At 59.2% G+C, this 17,114-nt stretch carries 18 protein-coding genes; 8 read left to right on the forward strand and 10 right to left on the reverse strand.

The window, feature by feature from the left end:
• Window positions 1-127: 127 nt before the first annotated feature.
• Window positions 128-2,035 carry an esterase EstP gene (gene estP, locus J4E63_RS30520; RefSeq protein WP_207284185.1) on the reverse strand — a complete coding sequence of 636 codons (1,908 nt, stop codon included), beginning with the start codon at window positions 2,033-2,035 and terminating at the stop codon, window positions 128-130.
• A gap of 409 nt (window positions 2,036-2,444) precedes the next feature.
• On the opposite strand from estP, the gene J4E63_RS30525 reads away from it, so the two are divergent.
• The 4 genes from J4E63_RS30525 to J4E63_RS30540 are packed head-to-tail and all read left to right on the forward strand — an operon-like array spanning window position 2,445 to window position 5,635.
• Window positions 2,445-3,038 carry an aminodeoxychorismate/anthranilate synthase component II gene (locus J4E63_RS30525; protein WP_060740375.1) on the forward strand — a complete coding sequence of 198 codons (594 nt, stop codon included), beginning with the start codon at window positions 2,445-2,447 and terminating at the stop codon, window positions 3,036-3,038.
• 9 nt (window positions 3,039-3,047) lie between these two features.
• Complete coding sequence (gene trpD / locus J4E63_RS30530; protein WP_060740376.1) at window positions 3,048-4,097, forward strand: anthranilate phosphoribosyltransferase; 1,050 nt, start codon at window positions 3,048-3,050, stop codon at window positions 4,095-4,097.
• Window positions 4,094-4,930 (forward strand): indole-3-glycerol phosphate synthase TrpC, encoded by an 837-nt coding sequence (gene trpC / locus J4E63_RS30535; protein WP_207284186.1) that lies wholly within the window; start codon window positions 4,094-4,096, stop codon window positions 4,928-4,930. Before trpD ends, trpC begins: the two co-directional genes overlap by 4 nt.
• Before the next feature lie 3 nt (window positions 4,931-4,933).
• Window positions 4,934-5,635, forward strand: a complete 702-nt coding sequence (locus tag J4E63_RS30540; protein WP_207284187.1) for a lipoyl protein ligase domain-containing protein — start codon at window positions 4,934-4,936, stop codon at window positions 5,633-5,635.
• Here J4E63_RS30540 and crp read toward each other — a convergent pair.
• Window positions 5,632-6,276 carry a cAMP-activated global transcriptional regulator CRP gene (crp, locus tag J4E63_RS30545; protein WP_003206128.1) on the reverse strand — a complete coding sequence of 215 codons (645 nt, stop codon included), beginning with the start codon at window positions 6,274-6,276 and terminating at the stop codon, window positions 5,632-5,634. The two genes, J4E63_RS30540 and crp, sit on opposite strands and share 4 nt — an antisense overlap.
• Window positions 6,277-6,508: 232 nt before the next feature.
• Here crp and J4E63_RS30550 point away from each other — a divergent pair, with 232 nt between their 5' ends.
• Window positions 6,509-6,931 (forward strand): OsmC family protein, encoded by a 423-nt coding sequence (locus J4E63_RS30550; RefSeq protein WP_003206127.1) that lies wholly within the window; start codon window positions 6,509-6,511, stop codon window positions 6,929-6,931.
• A 106-nt stretch (window positions 6,932-7,037) separates the two neighbouring features.
• Here the strand turns inward: J4E63_RS30550 and coq7 are convergent, their stop codons facing one another.
• From coq7 to hemJ, 6 genes are all read right to left on the reverse strand, one after another.
• On the reverse strand, window positions 7,038-7,685 hold the full coding sequence (gene coq7 / locus J4E63_RS30555) for a 2-polyprenyl-3-methyl-6-methoxy-1,4-benzoquinone monooxygenase (protein ID WP_103308219.1): 648 nt from the start codon (window positions 7,683-7,685) through the stop codon (window positions 7,038-7,040).
• Between the two features lie 75 nt (window positions 7,686-7,760).
• Entirely contained in the window at window positions 7,761-8,099 is a 339-nt protein-coding gene (locus tag J4E63_RS30560; RefSeq protein ID WP_072405750.1) for a histidine triad nucleotide-binding protein, read from the reverse strand.
• Between the two features lie 82 nt (window positions 8,100-8,181).
• Window positions 8,182-8,970: an SDR family oxidoreductase gene (locus tag J4E63_RS30565; protein WP_207284188.1), complete on the reverse strand. Its 789-nt coding sequence runs from the start codon at window positions 8,968-8,970 to the stop codon at window positions 8,182-8,184.
• 62 nt (window positions 8,971-9,032) lie between these two features.
• Window positions 9,033-9,998 carry a DUF805 domain-containing protein gene (locus J4E63_RS30570; protein WP_207284189.1) on the reverse strand — a complete coding sequence of 322 codons (966 nt, stop codon included), beginning with the start codon at window positions 9,996-9,998 and terminating at the stop codon, window positions 9,033-9,035.
• A 52-nt stretch (window positions 9,999-10,050) separates the two neighbouring features.
• Window positions 10,051-11,019, reverse strand: a complete 969-nt coding sequence (locus J4E63_RS30575) for a nitronate monooxygenase family protein (protein ID WP_060740383.1) — start codon at window positions 11,017-11,019, stop codon at window positions 10,051-10,053.
• 34 nt (window positions 11,020-11,053) lie between these two features.
• Window positions 11,054-11,485, reverse strand: a complete 432-nt coding sequence (gene hemJ / locus J4E63_RS30580; protein ID WP_003206117.1) for a protoporphyrinogen oxidase HemJ — start codon at window positions 11,483-11,485, stop codon at window positions 11,054-11,056.
• 134 nt (window positions 11,486-11,619) lie between these two features.
• Between hemJ and argC the strand changes: the two genes are divergently transcribed.
• Together argC and erpA are read left to right on the forward strand one after the other, a co-directional pair.
• Complete coding sequence (gene argC / locus J4E63_RS30585; protein ID WP_060740384.1) at window positions 11,620-12,654, forward strand: N-acetyl-gamma-glutamyl-phosphate reductase; 1,035 nt, start codon at window positions 11,620-11,622, stop codon at window positions 12,652-12,654.
• A 105-nt stretch (window positions 12,655-12,759) separates the two neighbouring features.
• Window positions 12,760-13,110 carry an iron-sulfur cluster insertion protein ErpA gene (erpA, locus tag J4E63_RS30590; protein WP_003177727.1) on the forward strand — a complete coding sequence of 117 codons (351 nt, stop codon included), beginning with the start codon at window positions 12,760-12,762 and terminating at the stop codon, window positions 13,108-13,110.
• 66 nt (window positions 13,111-13,176) lie between these two features.
• On the opposite strand, the gene J4E63_RS30595 is transcribed toward erpA, so the two are convergent.
• Window positions 13,177-14,268 (reverse strand): anhydro-N-acetylmuramic acid kinase, encoded by a 1,092-nt coding sequence (locus J4E63_RS30595; protein ID WP_207284190.1) that lies wholly within the window; start codon window positions 14,266-14,268, stop codon window positions 13,177-13,179.
• Between the two features lie 3 nt (window positions 14,269-14,271).
• A complete protein-coding gene (locus J4E63_RS30600; RefSeq protein WP_192264156.1) occupies window positions 14,272-15,690 on the reverse strand; it encodes a peptidoglycan DD-metalloendopeptidase family protein in 1,419 nt (472 codons plus the stop codon).
• A 212-nt stretch (window positions 15,691-15,902) separates the two neighbouring features.
• Here J4E63_RS30600 and tyrS point away from each other — a divergent pair, with 212 nt between their 5' ends.
• Window positions 15,903-17,102 (forward strand): tyrosine--tRNA ligase, encoded by a 1,200-nt coding sequence (gene tyrS / locus J4E63_RS30605; protein WP_207284191.1) that lies wholly within the window; start codon window positions 15,903-15,905, stop codon window positions 17,100-17,102.
• Window positions 17,103-17,114: the final 12 nt, after the last annotated feature.

The raw sequence follows: 17,114 nt of genomic DNA on the forward strand, positions 1-17,114 counted from the left end.
AGGTCCTTCAGCGACTCGATCAAAATGTGGGAGCGAGCTTGCTCGCGATGAGGCCGTCATATTCAACCCATAGGTCGCTTGATAGTCCGCTATCGCGAGCAAGCTCGCTCCCACAGGCTCGCCTCGATCAGAAGTCCAGGCTGACGCCCAGGCTCACCCCTTGCTGGGTCAAGTCATCATCCTTGCGCAACGTATAACCGCCCCGCAGCGCCAGGTCGTTGGTCAACTTGTGGCTGACCCCCAGGCTCAGGCGGTTCAGGTGGCTCTGTGGCGTATAGCCTTCCAGCGTGAAGTCGTTGGCTGGCAGGCTGTTGAGGGCGATGTTGACCTTTTGCGTGTCGTCTTCGTACTCGCGCTCGTGGGCATATTCGCCAAACACCTGGGTCTGCCGGGTGATGTTGTATTTGCCCTGCAAGCCAATGCCCAGGCGTTTCGAGTCGCGGGTCTGGTCATCGAAGGTCAGGGCCGTGGAGCGGTTGCTCTTTTCCGAGTAGCCATCGACTTCCACCTTCGCATAGTCAGCGCTGATAAACGGCGAGAGGTGCCATTCGCTGCCCGGCTGGGCAATGTCGTAGCCCACCCGCGTGCTGAATGCCCAGAGATGGCCGTCGGTGTCGCCTTTCTCTTGCGCTTCGTTGACGCCCAGGTCGAACTTGCGTTCCAGGTTGTCGTAGTCGAGCTTGCCGCCCGTCAGTGCCGCATCGGCCCACCAGCGGTTTTGCTGGAACTGGGCGAAGGCGGTGGCCAGGTAGCTGTTGAGCTTGTACTTCGAATCGTTGTGGCCTGCTTCCATGTCCTGGCGGTAGAGACCGGCGGCGACACCTATGCGCCAAGCCTCGTTGAGGCGATAGCTGCCGCCGACGTTGAGGCTGTAGCCGCTGCCATCGGCGCTGGCGCCGCTGCCCTGGCTGTCCATGTCCAAATGTTGGCCGCCACCTGCCACGATGGCTCGCCACTGGCCGACCGCCTGCCAGTCCTCCCAGTCCGATTGCCACTGGCTGCGCAACTCATCCTGGTGGGCACGCAGGGTCGAGTGGGCCATTTCCGGCAGCAACGTCAGTTCCCAGGGCGCCGCGAGCAGCGAATAGGCGTAGTCGGCGATCAGCTTCTGCCCGGTTTCGGTTGGATGGACCGCGTCGTTGTAGATCAGCTTGCTGGGATCTGGCGTGGCACTGTTGATGCCATAGGTGGCGTTTTCCGTGCAGCCGTTGCCGCTGAAGCAGGTAGCGGTCAGGTTCTCCCCGGTGGCGAGGCCGAATCTCGCCGGATCGGCGAAGCTTTCCTTCAGCAAGAGCGGGATGTTCAGTGGAATGATTTCAGCGTCGATGCCTTGCAGGCGTGTGATCAGTTGTTGGTTGAACTGATTGCCCAGTTGCGAAAAGGTGTCCTGCAAGGGGCCGCCGTTGAGGGCCGGCGTCAGGCCCAGGTCGGGCAACAGCCAGACCATCACATAGCGGGCACCGGCCGTTTGCAGCACCTGGACGCTGTCGGCCAGGCGGTCCGCGGCGGCGTTCGCTTGCGCGGTATTCAATACCCGGCCTTGAAGGAAGTCGTTGCCACCACCGGAAAGGTAATACAGTGCATTCGGATCGGCCCGCAGGCCATTGGACTGCAGGTAGCCGGGACGGCTGCGTTCGCCGGTGTCGGATACACCGGTGATCGATTCGAGGATCTGGTCGGTACGATAACCGCCCACCGCCCAGTTGTTGCCGTCTGCCAGCCCTTGGTCGGCGCGGACCGCCGAGGTGGAGGCGGCGGTCTCGTCGGCGGAATAGCCCAGGCGCCCACCGAGCAGTTGGGTGGAGTTGGCCGAATAGGCTTCACCGCTGCCGTCCGTGTAGATCGGACCGGTTCGGTTGGTATAGCGCTCGGTCGAGCCGGGCGGGCCATTCGGGTCGGCGAACTGGCCTGCATCGTTGAGGCTGTCGCCGAACACGATGAACTTGGAGTACGGGTTGGGGGCGGCGCTCGCCTGGGCACAGGCCATCGCCAGCAGGCAACCGGCAATCGGTACGAACAACGTCTTTTTGATCATGGGAAAATCCGTTTTTATTTTATTGTTGTTAGAAAACGAAACGACAGTACCAAAAACTTTCGGCATTTTGCCATCTATCCGGAACGTCGCGATTGTTTCAAAGCCCTTCGGGGACGGTCATATTGCGTGCTCCGCCCAGCTAAGCTACTGTGCCGGGACGTATGAACGAGACTTCCCCTGTGTCGATTGCCAGCAAACTTCTGGATCAAATGATCAAGGCACACGCCCGTTGGCGTTGGCGCGCCTGAACATTCTCCGCCGGCTTCGCCGGACCTGTACCGATTTGCCTTCTTTACCCGCTGTAGAACCGCTTCGCCGGGGTATCAACCGCCTCGCCAAGCGCAGCAGCGTGCGGGTCACTCTCTGAAGGCTGTGTTCAAAGTCAGTGAATTCAATAGGTTGCTTAGCCATGTTGCTGATGATCGATAACTACGACTCTTTTACCTACAACGTTGTGCAATACCTTGGCGAGCTGGGCTCCGAGGTCAAGGTCGTGCGCAACGACGAACTGACCATCGCCGAAATCGAAGCCCTCAAGCCTGAGCGCATCGTGGTTTCCCCCGGGCCATGCACGCCGACCGAAGCGGGCATTTCCATCGACGCCATCAAGTATTTCGCCGGCAAGCTGCCGATCCTGGGCGTCTGCCTGGGGCATCAATCGATCGGCCAAGCGTTCGGTGGCGATGTCGTGCGCGCCCGACAAGTCATGCACGGTAAGACTAGCCCGGTATTCCACGAGGACAAGGGCGTGTTCGAGGGACTGAATCGTCCGCTTACCGTAACCCGCTACCACTCTTTGATCGTCAAGCGCGAAACGCTGCCTGACTGCCTGGAGTTGACGGCCTGGACCCAGCTTGAAGACGGCTCGGTCGATGAAATCATGGGGCTGCGCCACAAGACATTGAATATCGAGGGTGTGCAATTTCATCCCGAGTCTATTCTCACCGAGCAGGGCCACGAGCTGTTCGCCAACTTCCTCAAACAAACCGGCGGCACGCGCTAAGGACTTTTCATGGATATCAAGACAGCCCTGAGCCGTATCGTCGGCCATCTCGACCTGAGCACCGACGAGATGCGCGACGTGATGCGCGAGATCATGACCGGCCAATGCACGGATGCGCAGATCGGTGCGTTCATGATGGCCATGCGCATGAAGAGCGAGAGCATCGATGAGATCGTCGGCGCCGTGTCGGTGATGCGTGAACTGGCGGACAAGGTCGAACTCAAGACACTGGACGGTGTGGTCGACGTGGTCGGCACCGGAGGTGATGGCGCCAATATCTTCAACGTTTCCACCGCCTCGTCGTTTGTGGTCGCGGCGGCCGGTTGCACCGTTGCCAAGCACGGCAACCGCGCGGTCTCAGGCAAGAGCGGCAGTGCCGATTTGCTGGAGGCCGCCGGCATCTACCTGAACCTGACGCCGATTCAAGTGGCGCGCTGCATCGACAATGTCGGCATTGGTTTCATGTTTGCCCAGACCCATCACCGTGCCATGAAACACGCCGCCGCGCCGCGCCGTGACCTGGGCCTGCGTACGCTGTTCAACATGCTCGGCCCGCTTACGAATCCGGCTGGCGTGAAGCATCAAGTGGTTGGGGTGTTCAGCCAGGCGTTGTGCCGGCCATTGGCCGAAGTCCTGCAACGCCTGGGCAGCAAGCACGTGCTGGTGGTTCATTCGAAGGACGGCCTGGATGAATTCAGCCTGGCGGCGCCCACATTCGTGGCCGAACTAAAAAATGATCAGATCAGCGAGTATTGGGTCGAACCTGAAGACCTCGGCATGAAAAGCCAGAGCTTGCATGGCCTGGCGGTCGATGGCCCGGCCCAGTCGCTGGAGCTGATCCGCGATGCCCTGGGGCGCCGCAAGACCGAGAATGGCCAGAAAGCCGCCGAGATGATCGTGCTCAATGCCGGTGCTGCGTTGTACGCCGCCGACCACGCCAGCAGCCTCAAGCAAGGCGTGGAACTGGCCCATGACGCACTGCACACTGGCCTGGCCAGGGAAAAACTCGAAGAGTTGGGTGCATTTACCGCCGTATTCAAAGTGGAGAACGAAGGATGAGCGTGCCAACGGTTCTGGAAAACATTCTGGCTCGCAAGGTCCAGGAAGTGGCTGAGCGCAGTGCTCGCGTCAGTCTGGCCGAGCTGGAAAACCTGGCGCGTTCAGCGGATGCGACGCGCGGTTTTGCCAAGGCGCTGATGGATCAGGCCAAGAAAAAACAGCCGGCGGTCATTGCCGAAATCAAGAAGGCTTCTCCCAGCAAGGGCGTGATTCGTGAACACTTCGTCCCGGCTGACATCGCGCGAAGCTACGAGAAAGGCGGTGCGACCTGCCTCTCGGTACTGACCGACGTCGACTTTTTCCAAGGGGCCGACGACTACCTGAAGCAGGCGCGGGCAGCGTGCAAGTTGCCGGTGATCCGCAAGGATTTCATGATCGACCCGTACCAGATCGTCGAGGCGCGTGCGCTGGGCGCCGATTGCGTGCTGTTGATCGTCTCTGCCCTGGATGACGTGAAAATGGCCGAGCTGGCGGCCGTGGCCAAGAGTGTCGGGCTGGATGTCCTGGTGGAAGTCCATGATGGCGACGAGTTGGAGCGAGCCCTGAAAACCCTCGATACCAAACTGGTCGGCGTGAACAACCGCAACCTGCACACGTTTGAAGTCAGCCTGGAAACCACCCTGGACCTGTTGCCACGTATCCCGCGTGATCGCTTGGTCATCACCGAAAGCGGCATCCTCAACCGGGCCGATGTCGAGTTGATGGAAGTCAGCGATGTGTATTCGTTCCTGGTGGGCGAGGCGTTCATGCGGGCCGAGAACCCGGGTACTGAATTGCAGCGACTGTTCTTTCCTGAACGAGGCCTGCCGGTGAGCGGCTCGACGCTGGACTGATCCATGTCGCCTGTGATTTCCCTCAGCGTCGAAGCTGGCCTGCAAGCCGAACAGGACCTGTTGGCCAGCATCTGCGCGGGCGACGCCGAGTTCGGCCTGCTGTTCTGGCAGCCCAATGACCGCGCGCTGGTCATGCCGCGCCGCTTGAGTCGGTTGCCGGGGTTCGAACACGCCAGTGAAGTATCGGCCGCCCAAGGCTGGCCAGTCCTGCTGCGCGAAACCGGTGGTGAGCCGGTGCCGCAATCGGCCGCTACCGTCAATATCGCCTTGGTCTACGCGCCACCGCGCTGCGAAGGTGACCACGGCCGCATCGAAACCGGGTATCGCCGGTTGTGCGATCCCATCTGCCAGTTGTTGGATGAATTGGGCGGGGTGGCTTCGCTGGGAGAAGTGGAAGGGGCCTTTTGCGACGGGCGCTTCAACGTCAACCTCGACGGCCGGAAAATGGTCGGCACCGCTCAACGCTGGCGCCAGAGCAAGGGGGGGCAACGTCCGGTGGGGCTGGTGCATGGCGCGCTTTTGCTGGAGAACGAGCGCGAGTCCATGGTCGCGGCGGTCAATCGCTTCAATGAGGCCTGTGGCCTGGAGCAGCGAGTGCGTGCCGAGAGTCACATTGCCTTGCGTGAAAAATTCCCGGCGCCGCACGCGCTGGAGCGACTCGAGGTGCTGTACCGGGAACTGCTGACCCAACTGCTGGGTACTTAACGCGTTCCGAACACCACCATGGTCTTGCCTTTGACGTTGACCAGGTTGCGCTCTTCCAGGTCCTTGAGTACGCGACCGACCATTTCACGGGAGCAACCGACAATCCGGCCAATCTCCTGGCGGGTCACCTTGATCTGCATGCCGTCCGGGTGGGTCATGGCATCGGGCTGCTTGCACAGCTCTAACAGACAACGTGCGACACGTCCGGTGACGTCGAAAAATGCGAGATCGCCGACCTTGCGGGTGGTATTGCGCAGGCGCTGTGCGATTTGTCCGCTGAGGACGTAAAGAATGTCCGGGTCTTGCAGGGACAGTTCTCGGAATTTGGCGTAGCTGATTTCCGCAACTTCACATTCAATCTTGGTCCGCACCCAGGCACTGCGTTCCTGTTCCTTGCCCGCCTGTTCGAACAACCCCAGCTCACCGAAAAAATCTCCGGAATTGAGGTAGGCGATGATCATTTCCCGACCGTCATCATCTTCTATCAGGATAGTGACCGAGCCCTTGATGATGAAAAACAGCGTTTCGGAACGATCTCCCGCACAAATGATGTTGTGTTTGGCTGGGTAGCGGCGGCGCTGGCAATGCATCAAGAGCTTGTCGAGATTCTTGATCTTGAACGTGGGAGTAATGGCAACCATGGTTGTATCCCGAAAGACTGCGCGGTGTGGTGGTTTGTTTTTATGAAGGCGAATAGCTATCGCTAAAAGCTGGCCATACGCCAGCGAGTTGGCGCCAGCTTAACAGAGGCGTCCTTAATAGATTTGAGAATTTACCTACAGGCTGACAGGACGGTGCTCCTAAGACGAAGAGCGGTCATGGCGAAGCGCTGTGCTAAGCTGGCGACCCTTTTTTAACAGTGGAGTCTTGGCGATGAAGGCACGCATCCAATGGGCTGGCGAAGCCATGTTCCTCGGTGAGTCAGGCAGTGGTCATGTGGTCGTCATGGACGGCCCGCCAGAGGCCGGTGGTCGGAACCTGGGTGTTCGGCCGATGGAAATGCTCCTGTTGGGCGTAGGCGGTTGCAGCAATTTCGACGTGGTCAGCATTCTTAAAAAGTCCCGCCAGGCCGTCGAAAGCTGCGAAGCGTTCCTGGAAGCGGAGCGTGCCACCGAAGATCCAAAGGTATTTACCAAGATCCACATGCATTTCGTGGTGAAGGGGCGAGCCTTGAAGGAAGCCCAGGTCAAGCGGGCCATTGAGCTGTCCGCCGAGAAATACTGCTCGGCTTCGATCATGCTCGGCGCCGCCGGCGTCGAAATCACCCACGATTATGAAATCATCGAATTGGGTTGAGTCGATCTCGATGGCGAAGCCCGCAACTCGCCGCGTTGAAATCCTGAGCTAAAGAAAAAGGCGACTCCCGCTGGAAGTCGCCTTTTTCATTGGTGTTGCAATGGCGTCAAATCCGATAGGTGCTCTTGGTCATGACCTTGGCCAGCAGGCTCATGCCGAACTTCACCGGGCCCGGAAAACGGAAGCCACCGGCGTCAAGCGCACTTTCGGCATGGTGTTCTTCATCCACGCGCATCTGTTCGAGGATCGCCCGGGACTTTTCATCCTCGGCCGGCAGTTGCTCCAGGTGTTCGTTCAAGTGCTTGCACACCTGATGCTCGGTCGCGGCAACGAAGCCGAGGCTGACTTTATCGCTGATCAGGCCGGCGACGGCGCCGATCCCGAATGACATCCCATAGAACAGCGGGTTCAGGACGCTGGTGTGGCTGCCCAGCTGGCGAATGCGTTGTTCACACCAGACCAGATGGTCGATTTCTTCCTCGGCGGCGTGTTCCATTGCCTCACGCACCTGGGGCAGCTTCGCTGTCAGCGCCTGGCCCTGATACAGCGCCTGGGCACAGACTTCGCCGGTGTGGTTGATACGCATCAATCCGGCGACGTGGCGGGTTTGCTCGTCACTCAGTTGCGCGTCCGGCTGCACGATAGCCGGTGATGGGCGGTACGGCTGGCCACTGAAGGGCAGCAGCGTGCGCATCGCGGTATCAGCTTGCAGCAACAGACGGTCAATCGGCGAGTAGTGACGTTGGGTAGTCATGCTTACCTCCGGGAAAAATCACAGCGGCCAGTTTAACCCAATCGGCCGCCGAAGATTTGCGTTGGGTCAGGGCTATCAGCCCGGCGGCCAGTGCATCTGGCGCTGACCCAGCACATGCATATGAATGTGATAGACCGTCTGCCCACCCAGTTCATTGCAATTCATCACCACGCGAAAACCTTCTTCGCAGCCCAACTCCAGCGCCAGGCGCTGGGCAGTGAACAGAATGTGCCCGGCCAGGCCCTTGTCTTCTTCGGTGAGGTCATTGAGCGTACGGATCGGTTTTTTCGGAATGACCAAAAAATGCACGGGTGCTTGCGGGGCGATGTCGTGGAAGGCCAGTACCTGGTCATCCTCGTAGATGATCTTTGCCGGGATTTCCCGGTTGATGATCTTGGTAAACAGGGTATCCACAGCTGTTTTCTCCGTTGGGTTCGTCGATGTCCGATGTCATGGAGGCTCCGGTTGAGGCGCCTGGTTGTTCAACGTGAAGGGATCAGCGCGGGCAATAAGCCTTGTTGATCATGCCGGCGATGTTCCGGACCAGCCATCGCGATCCCAGTCGCGGCAGTGCGGCCAGCCAGCGATTGCGGCGTCCAGGAATGATGATGGCGCGGTTCTTGTCCAGTGCGCGTACGGCGTACAGGGCAACTTCCTCCGGGCTCATCAGCAACTTGCTGTCGATGAGTTTCTGTTCGTCCATCTGCGCCCTGGCGAAAAAGCCGGTCCGGGTCGGCCCAGGGCAAAGCACCGAGACCTTGATCGCGCATTTCTTCAGTTCAACTCGCAGGGCTTCGGAGAAGTGCAGTACATAGGCCTTGCTGGCGTAGTAAGTACTCATCCAGGGGCCCGGTTGGAAGGCGGCGATCGAGGCAACGTTGAGGATCTGGCCGCCGCCGAGCAGCGCCATGCTATTACCGATGGCGTGACAAAGTCGTGTCAGGGCGAGGATGTTGACTTCGATCAGGTCCTGCTCGGTCATCCAGTCCTGGCCCAGGAACGGCCCGCTGGTGCCGATGCCTGCACAATTGACCAGCAGATCGATCTGTCGCTCGCCTTCCTCCAGTTCCAGCAGAAAGCCTGAAAGCCTCAGCGGTTCGCCCAGGTCACAAGCCCGGAACAATACTTCCACGCCAAACCGCTGAGTCAGTTCGATTGCAATACTTTCCAGCCGATCACGCTGTCGAGCCACCAGTATCAGGTTGCGGCCGCGCCGGGCCAGCGCTTCGGCCATGGCCAGGCCGATACCGCTGGAAGCGCCAGTGATCAGTGCGTAACGGGTCATGCAGTTCTCCATCGCAATAGCCCGCCGCCAGTTGACTGGGCTGTCACCGGCATGAAGCGCGCTTATTGTTCCTCTTCTTCTTCATAGTCTACAGAAGGCGGAGCGGGCTCGGCTGCCTCGACGGCGGGCTCTTCAGAGGTTTCGTTGCTGGATTCGCTGCTTTCATAGCTGCTCAGGCTGCTGCTGTCGTAGTCCTCCTGAAGGGCGCCGAAGATGCCGGCGAAGGTGGCCATGAAAATCAGGACGATCATCACCAGCCAGAGCGAGGCCAGCAATTTGACCGCTGTGGTATTGCGCGGCGGCGGCGGGCCATACTGGTTTGCGCCGGTATTGCCCGGAGCGATGATGAGGATGAAGGGGAAGATGCTGCCCACGAATGGAACCAGGTTGATCAGCCACAACCACCCCGACCAGCCGAGATCATGCAGGCGCTGAACGTTGAACTGGATGCTCACGAAGGCAAAGGCTAGCACGACGACTGCGGCGAGCAGGCCGCCGACGATGAGTCCCGCGACCGAGTCGGAAGCCAGCAGCCAGGCCGTGGCCATCCAGAAGCCTATGCCGACCAAGGGCAGTAGGGCCAGGGTCAATACCATGGTCCAGGCCAGGTAGCGTAGACGGCCGATACGCCCGTCGAAGCTGAAGGGCTTGAGTGTGCCGTACTCGGCAAGCGCTTCACCGACTTGGGCGCGGGGAGGCGCGTATGGCGAGACGGGCTCGACGATCGAATCGGGATGGCGTCCACTCGGTTGCCGTGGTGCCTCTTGTACCTCGCCAAGGTTCAGTTGGACGACGGGTTCGGCTTCGATCCTGGCATCGATTCCGCTCTTGTTGAGCGCTTCCAGGTACTGCTGCGCCTCGCTCTGGGACAGGTTGCTCTTGAGGGCTACCTTGCGACCGGTGAACAGCCGTTCAATGGCGCTGACATCGCTTTTGAACAGCTCGGCGAGGTTGAGTTTGGCGGTGGTGGTATCGACGCCCGGCATCAGGCCGCCGTCGAATACGATGTTGAAACGGGTTTCGCTCATGCCTGGCATCCTTGTCTCTAATAAGTTGATTGGTTGTTTTGTTCAGGCTGATTCAGCGGGGCCATTGCCCGCCAAGCTGCGTCGCCCGGGCTTGTGCCTGACGGTATTCTTCATCCAGGCGTGCCACCAACTGATCGACGCTGGGCAAATCATCGATTTCACCCACGCCCTGGCCAGCGGACCATACGGTTTTCCAGGCCTTGGCTTCATCGTTCAGCGGTTTGAGTTTCGAGCCAAAATCCACGGCGCCTTTGTTCTGCAGGGCGGCCAGATCGAAACCGGCGTTCTCCAGGCTCTGGCGCATGAAACTGGCCGGTACCCCGGATACAGCAGGAGTATGCACGATGTCTGCGGCTCTGGATGTGAGCAACATCTCTTTATAAGCGTCAGGTGCGTGGCTTTCGCTCGTACCGATAAAGCGTGTACCGAAGTAGGCCAGATCCGCGCCGAGCAATTGTGCGGCCAAGATCTGATGGCCGTGGTTCAGGCATCCTGCCAGCAGCAGGGTCTTATCGAAAAACTGCCGGATCTCGGCGATCAGTGAAAACGGGCTCCAGGTCCCGGCGTGCCCGCCTGCGCCAGCGGCAACGGCGATCAAGCCATCGACACCGGCTTCGGCGGCTTTCTCGGCATGCCGTCGGGTCGTCACGTCATGGAACACCAGGCCTCCGTACCCGTGAACCGCGTCCACCAGCTCTTTCACCGCACCCAGGCTGGTGATGACAATCGGCACCTTGTGTTCGATGCAGATGGCCAGGTCGGCCTGAAGTCGCGGATTGCTGTGATGAACAATCAGGTTTACCGCGTAGGGCGCCGGGTTTTCCAGGGTTGCCAAGCCTGCTTCGATTTCTTCCAGCCAGGCCTTGAAGCCGCTGCTTTCGCGCTGGTTCAACGCTGGAAAGCTGCCGACAATGCCATTGCGGCAGCAGGCCAGCACCAGTTGTGGATTGGAAATCAGGAACATTGGCGCCGCCACGACGGGCAGTCGCAAGCGTTGTTCAAGCAGAGCGGGCAACGACATTGGAAGTACCCCGGAAATGGATGCTGATTGGAGGTTAGAACGGTCGAACGACGACCAGAATTACGATAGCCAGCAATATCAGAACCGGCACTTCATTGAACCAGCGATAAAAGACATGGCTGCGGGTGTTTTCGCCACGGGCGAAGCGCTTTACCTGGGCGCCGCACATATGGTGGTAACCGATCAGCAGCACGACCAGGGTCAACTTGGCGTGCATCCAGCCTCCCTGGGTGAAGTAGGCGCCGGCATTGAGGCTGAGCAACCAGATGCCGAATACCAAAGTGGCAATCATCGCCGGGCCCATGATGCCGCGGTACAGCTTGCGCTCCATGACGCTGAAGCGCTCTTTGCTGACACTGTCTTCGCTTTGGGCGTGATAGACAAACAGGCGAGGCAGGTAGAACAGGCCGGCGAACCAGCAGACCATGCTGACAATGTGAAGTGCTTTGAGCCACAGATAGAGCATTTTTAGTTATTCCTCGATTCACGGTAGCCCGATAGTAGAGGTTAGAGCGGCCACACGTCACCTTGACGGTTGTCGCCACGCCCTGCGGCCCCTATCATCGACGGCTTTCCAGTGGGTTCGTTGAGGGCAGGTTTATGGTCAAGGTCGGTATCGTCGGCGGCACGGGTTACACCGGTGTCGAACTGCTGCGTCTTCTGGCACAGCATCCGCAGGCTGAGGTGGTGGTCATCACTTCCCGATCCGAGGCCGGCCTGGCCGTCGCCGACATGTATCCGAACCTGCGAGGCCATTACGACGGCCTGGCGTTCAGCGTTCCGGACGTCAAGACCCTTGGTGCCTGCGATGTGGTGTTCTTCGCCACGCCCCACGGTGTCGCCCACGCCCTGGCCGGTGAACTGCTGGCCGCTGGAACCAAGGTGATCGACCTGTCGGCGGACTTCCGTCTGCAGGACGCCGATGAGTGGGCCAAATGGTACGGCCAGCCCCACGGGGCGCCGGAGTTGCTCGAGGAGGCGGTCTACGGCTTGCCGGAGGTCAATCGCGAGAAAATCAAGCAGGCTCGACTGATCGCCGTACCGGGTTGCTATCCGACCGCTACACAGTTGGGCTTCTTGCCGTTGCTTGAGGCCGGTCTTGCCGATACTTCGCGTCTGATTGCCGACTGCAAATCCGGGGTCAGCGGCGCCGGGCGTGGCGCCAGTGTCGGGTCGCTGTATTCCGAGACGTCGGAAAGCATGAAGGCGTACGCGGTCAAGGGGCATCGCCACCTGCCGGAAATTCGCCAGGGGTTGCGCCGGGCAGCGGGCAAGGACGTCGGCCTGACCTTCGTGCCGCACCTGACGCCGATGATTCGTGGCATCCATTCCACCCTTTATGCGACCGTCGTCGATCGTTCGGTGGACCTGCAGGCATTGTTTGAAAAGCGTTATGCCAACGAACCGTTCGTCGACGTTATGCCAGCCGGCAGCCATCCGGAGACTCGTAGCGTGCGCGGTGCGAACGTTTGCCGGATCGCCGTGCATCGCCCGCAGGACGGTGACCTGGTGGTGGTATTGTCGGTCATCGATAACCTGGTCAAGGGCGCGTCCGGCCAAGCGGTGCAGAACCTGAACATCCTGTTCGGCCTGGATGAGCGCCTGGGGCTGTCCCATGCAGGGATGTTGCCTTAAAGCAGTTTGCCGCAGCTCCGCAAATAGTTGACCGATTTTGTAGGAGAAGCGGATAATGCCCGCCATCACGCATTATGGCGGCGTAAGCGCCGGGAGATATTCAGCATGAGCGTCGAAACCTTCACCCCCACGGCTTTGCAATTCACCCACGGTGCCGCGCACAAGGTGAAGAGCCTGGTCGATGAAGAGGGCAATGATCGTTTGAAGCTGCGCGTATTTGTTACGGGTGGCGGTTGTTCCGGTTTCCAGTACGGCTTCACTTTCGATGAGGAAGTGGCCGAAGACGACACCATCGTCGAGCGCGAAGGGGTCAGCCTGGTGGTCGATCCGATGAGCTTCCAGTACCTGGCAGGTGCCGAGGTGGATTATCAGGAAGGTCTGGAAGGGTCGCGTTTCGTGATCAAGAACCCTAACGCCACCACGACCTGTGGGTGCGGTTCTTCGTTCTCGATCTGAGTGCTCCAATAAAAACGCCGCAGTGCCTTACGGCCCTGCGGCGTTTTTTTGTCCGTAATCTTGATCTCAGGCCGGGTAGATGGCGCCGAGTACGCGCAAGCCACGGGCGCCAGTGACACTCGGACGATTGCCCGGAATGCCTTCAAGGCAGCAATGGGCGAGCCAGGCGAAAGCCATGGCTTCGACCCAGTCCGGGTCCACGCCATACACCGCCGTACTGCTGACCTTGGTCTCCGGCAGCAACTCAGCCAGGCGTTTCATGAGCGCATGATTGCGAGCGCCGCCGCCGCAAATCAGCAACTCCTGGGTATTCGATTGGGCATGCTGCAGTGATTCGACGATGGTCAGGGCGGTCAGCTCGAGCAACGTCGCCTGTACGTCTTGCGGGGCGAAGGTTGGCAACTGCGACAAATGCTGGCTCAGCCAAGGCAGGTTGAATACCTCGCGGCCGGTACTTTTCGGCCCCTTGGTGACGAAGAAAGGATCGCTGAGCAGTGCCTTGAGCAGGGCTGGCTCGACTTTCCCGCTGGCAGCCCATTGGCCGTCACGGTCGAAATGGTCGCCTCGTTGTTGATGTATCCAGGCATCGAGCAATACGTTGCCTGGACCACAGTCGAAACCGGCTACAGGTTTTGCGGGCTCTATCAGGCTGAGATTGCTGAAGCCGCCGATATTCAACACGGCACGATTACCAGCTCGTTCTTCGAACAGTGCTTCGTGAAACGCCGGTACCAGTGGGGCGCCTTGTCCGCCAGCGGCGACATCACGGCTGCGGAAATCGCTGACGACGGCGATGCCGGTCAATTCGCTCAACAGGGCCGGATTGCCGATTTGCACGGTAAACCCACGGGCTGGTTCATGGCGGATGGTCTGGCCGTGGCTGCCAATCGCCGTGATGTCTTCAGGCTTGAGTTTCTGTTCGTTGAGTAAGGTATGGATACCCTGTGCGGCCAGCTTTACCCAGCTTTGCTGGGCAATGGCGGAGCGGGCGATTTCATCGGGCCCGCTGCTGCACAGTTCGAGTAGTTCGGCGCGCAGGGCGGCGGGCATGGGGATGTAGTGCGTGGCAATCAATTTGATCGCCGGGGCCAGTTCGATCAGTGCGATATCCAAGCCATCCAGGCTGGTCCCGGACATCACACCGATATAGAGCGCCATGGCTTAGCGCTTGCTCGAGGCCAGCATGGTGGCTTTCTCTTGATCCATGCGAGCCATCAAGGGTTGGCTTTGCGCCAGGAAGCGCGCGCGCTCGCCCTTGGCGATCGGATCGGCCATCGGCAACTTCTGGCCAAGCGGATCGACATGGACGCCGTTGACCTGGAACTCATAGTGCAAGTGCGGTCCGGTGGACAGTCCGGTGGTGCCGATGTATCCGATCACCTGGCCTTGCTTGACGCTGCCGCCAGTCTTCACGCCTTTGGCGAAACCCTGCATGTGGCCGTACAGCGTGCGATAGGTATTGCCGTGCTGGATGATCACGGTATTGCCATAACCGCCGCGACGTCCGGCCAGCAATACCTTGCCGTCGCCGGCCGCCTTGATGGGCGTACCACGGGGGGCTGCGTAGTCGACACCTTTATGGGCGCGGATCTTGTTCAGGATCGGATGCTTGCGGCCGGCGGAGAACTTTGAGCTGATGCGGGCGAAGTCAACCGGTGTACGGATGAATGCCTTGCGCATGCTGTTGCCGTCGGCGGTGTAGTAGCTGCTGTTGCCTTGTTTGTTGGTGTAGCGCACCGCGGTGTATGTCTTGCCGCGGTTGGTGAAGCGCGCGGAAAGGATCGGGCCGTTGCCGACGCTCTTGCCATTGACCACTTTCTGCTCGTAGATGACGTCGAATTCGTCACCCTGGCGAATGTCCTGGGCGAAGTCGATGTCGTAGCCGAAGACGCTGGCCATGTCCATGGTCAAGCTATGGGAAAGGCCTGCGCGCGCAGCGGACTGGGACAATGAACTGTTGATGACGCCATGGACGTAGGCCGAGCGAACGGTAGGCTTGGCGGTGACGCGGTTGAATACGTAACCCTTGTCATTTTTTGTCAGGGTGATGCTTTCCAGGTCGCTGAGCTTGGTGTGCAGATTGTTCAGCTGTCCGTCTGGATTGAGTTCGAATTCGAGTTTCTGACCGCGTTGCAGTTGAGTGAATTGCTTGGCTTGCTTGTCGCTGGCCAGGATTTCGTGAACCGATGTGGAGGGCAGGCCAACCTTTTCGAAGAGGGTGGAAAGCGTGTCGCCCTTGGCAACAATCACTTCGCGATGTTCCGGTCCTTTCTTTTCCTCCGCAACAGGCGCTTCTACCGGAGCGGCGGCCTGGGCAGTGTCTTCCGGGCTGTTTTCAATCTGCGCAAAAGGAGAGGCGGCCGGTTCGTTTGTGGCTTGAACGGCTTCGGCGGCGTCTTGTTCTTGTGTCAGTTGTTCAGCAGGGCTTTCCAGTTCAAGACTCAGGGTCGTCTTTTTGGCTTCAACATCGCTGGAGGGAAACACCAGGAGCGCCAGGCTTAGGAGGGCTGCGATGCCGCTGGCGGCAAGCAGGTGGGTCTTTGGGTAAAGCGGCGGCGCTTTAGACGGTTCTGTGGTCATAAGTAATTTTGACTTTTGAAAAGATGAATTGGAAAAGATGAATGACATGATGAAGATGAAATAACTGTATAAAATATAACCAAAACCCCTGCGAAGCAAGCCCGCGAACGCTCTGTTCTGTGGATCGGCGTCCGTGCGCCGGGCAAACCTTGTATTTGGTGCGCGATCTTGTATGGTTGGGGCCCTTTGAATCTGAGCCTTACGGGTCTGTTATGAAGTCGGTTGAAGAGCAGCTAGCGCTGATCAAACGTGGTGCGGAAGAACTGTTGGTCGAGTCCGAGCTGATCGAAAAGCTCAAGCGCGGGCAGCCGCTGCGTATCAAGGCTGGCTTCGATCCGACGGCGCCCGATCTGCACCTGGGTCATACCGTGCTTATTAATAAGCTGCGCCAGTTCCAGGATCTGGGGCACCAGGTCATCTTCCTTATAGGGGACTTCACCGGCATGATCGGTGACCCGAGCGGGAAGAGTGCTACGCGCCCACCCCTGACTCGCGAGCAGGTTCTCGATAACGCCGAGACCTACAAGACTCAGGTTTTCAAGATTCTTGATCCGGCCAAGACCGAAGTGGCATTCAACTCCACTTGGATGGATCAGATGGGGCCGGCGGATTTCATTCGCCTGACGTCCCAGTACACCGTGGCTCGCATGCTCGAGCGCGATGATTTCGACAAGCGCTATACAACCAATCAGCCGATCGCCATCCATGAGTTTCTCTACCCGCTTGTTCAGGGTTATGACTCGGTCGCGTTGCGCGCGGACGTTGAGCTTGGCGGTACCGACCAGAAGTTCAACCTGTTGATGGGGCGCGAGTTGCAGCGTGGTTATGGTCAGGAGGCGCAGTGCATCCTGACCATGCCATTGCTGGAAGGCCTGGATGGCGTGAAGAAGATGTCCAAGTCGTTGGGCAACTACGTGGGCATCCAGGAAGCACCAGGCGTCATGTACAGCAAGCTGGTCTCCATTCCTGATGTGCTGATGTGGCGCTACTTCGAGCTGTTGAGCTTCCGGTCCATGGATGAGATCAATGCGTTCCGTGCTGATGTAGAGGCCGGGGCCAATCCGCGGGACATCAAGATCAAGTTGGCTGAAGAGATCGTTGCGCGCTTCCATGGTGAGGAGGCTGCGGCCAATGCTCATCGTGCGGCGGGTAATCGTATGAAGGATGGCGAACTGCCGGATGACCTGCCGGAGATCGAGTTGGCTGCTGCCGAGAATATGCCAATTGCGGCGGTCCTTAATAAGGCTGGCCTGGTCAAGAATGCGGCGGTGGCGCGAGATCTCCTGGGTTCGGGTGGTGTGCGTATAGATGGTGAGGTTGTGGATCGCACCTATATATATGAGCTGGGTTCTACTCATGTATGCCAGGCCGGCAAGAAAGCTTTCGCACGTATTACGCTGAAATCTGAATAAAGCGTAATTAGG

This window comes from Pseudomonas sp. FW300-N2F2 (assembly GCF_017351655.1).
GTDB lineage: Bacteria > Pseudomonadota > Gammaproteobacteria > Pseudomonadales > Pseudomonadaceae > Aquipseudomonas > Aquipseudomonas fluorescens_AA.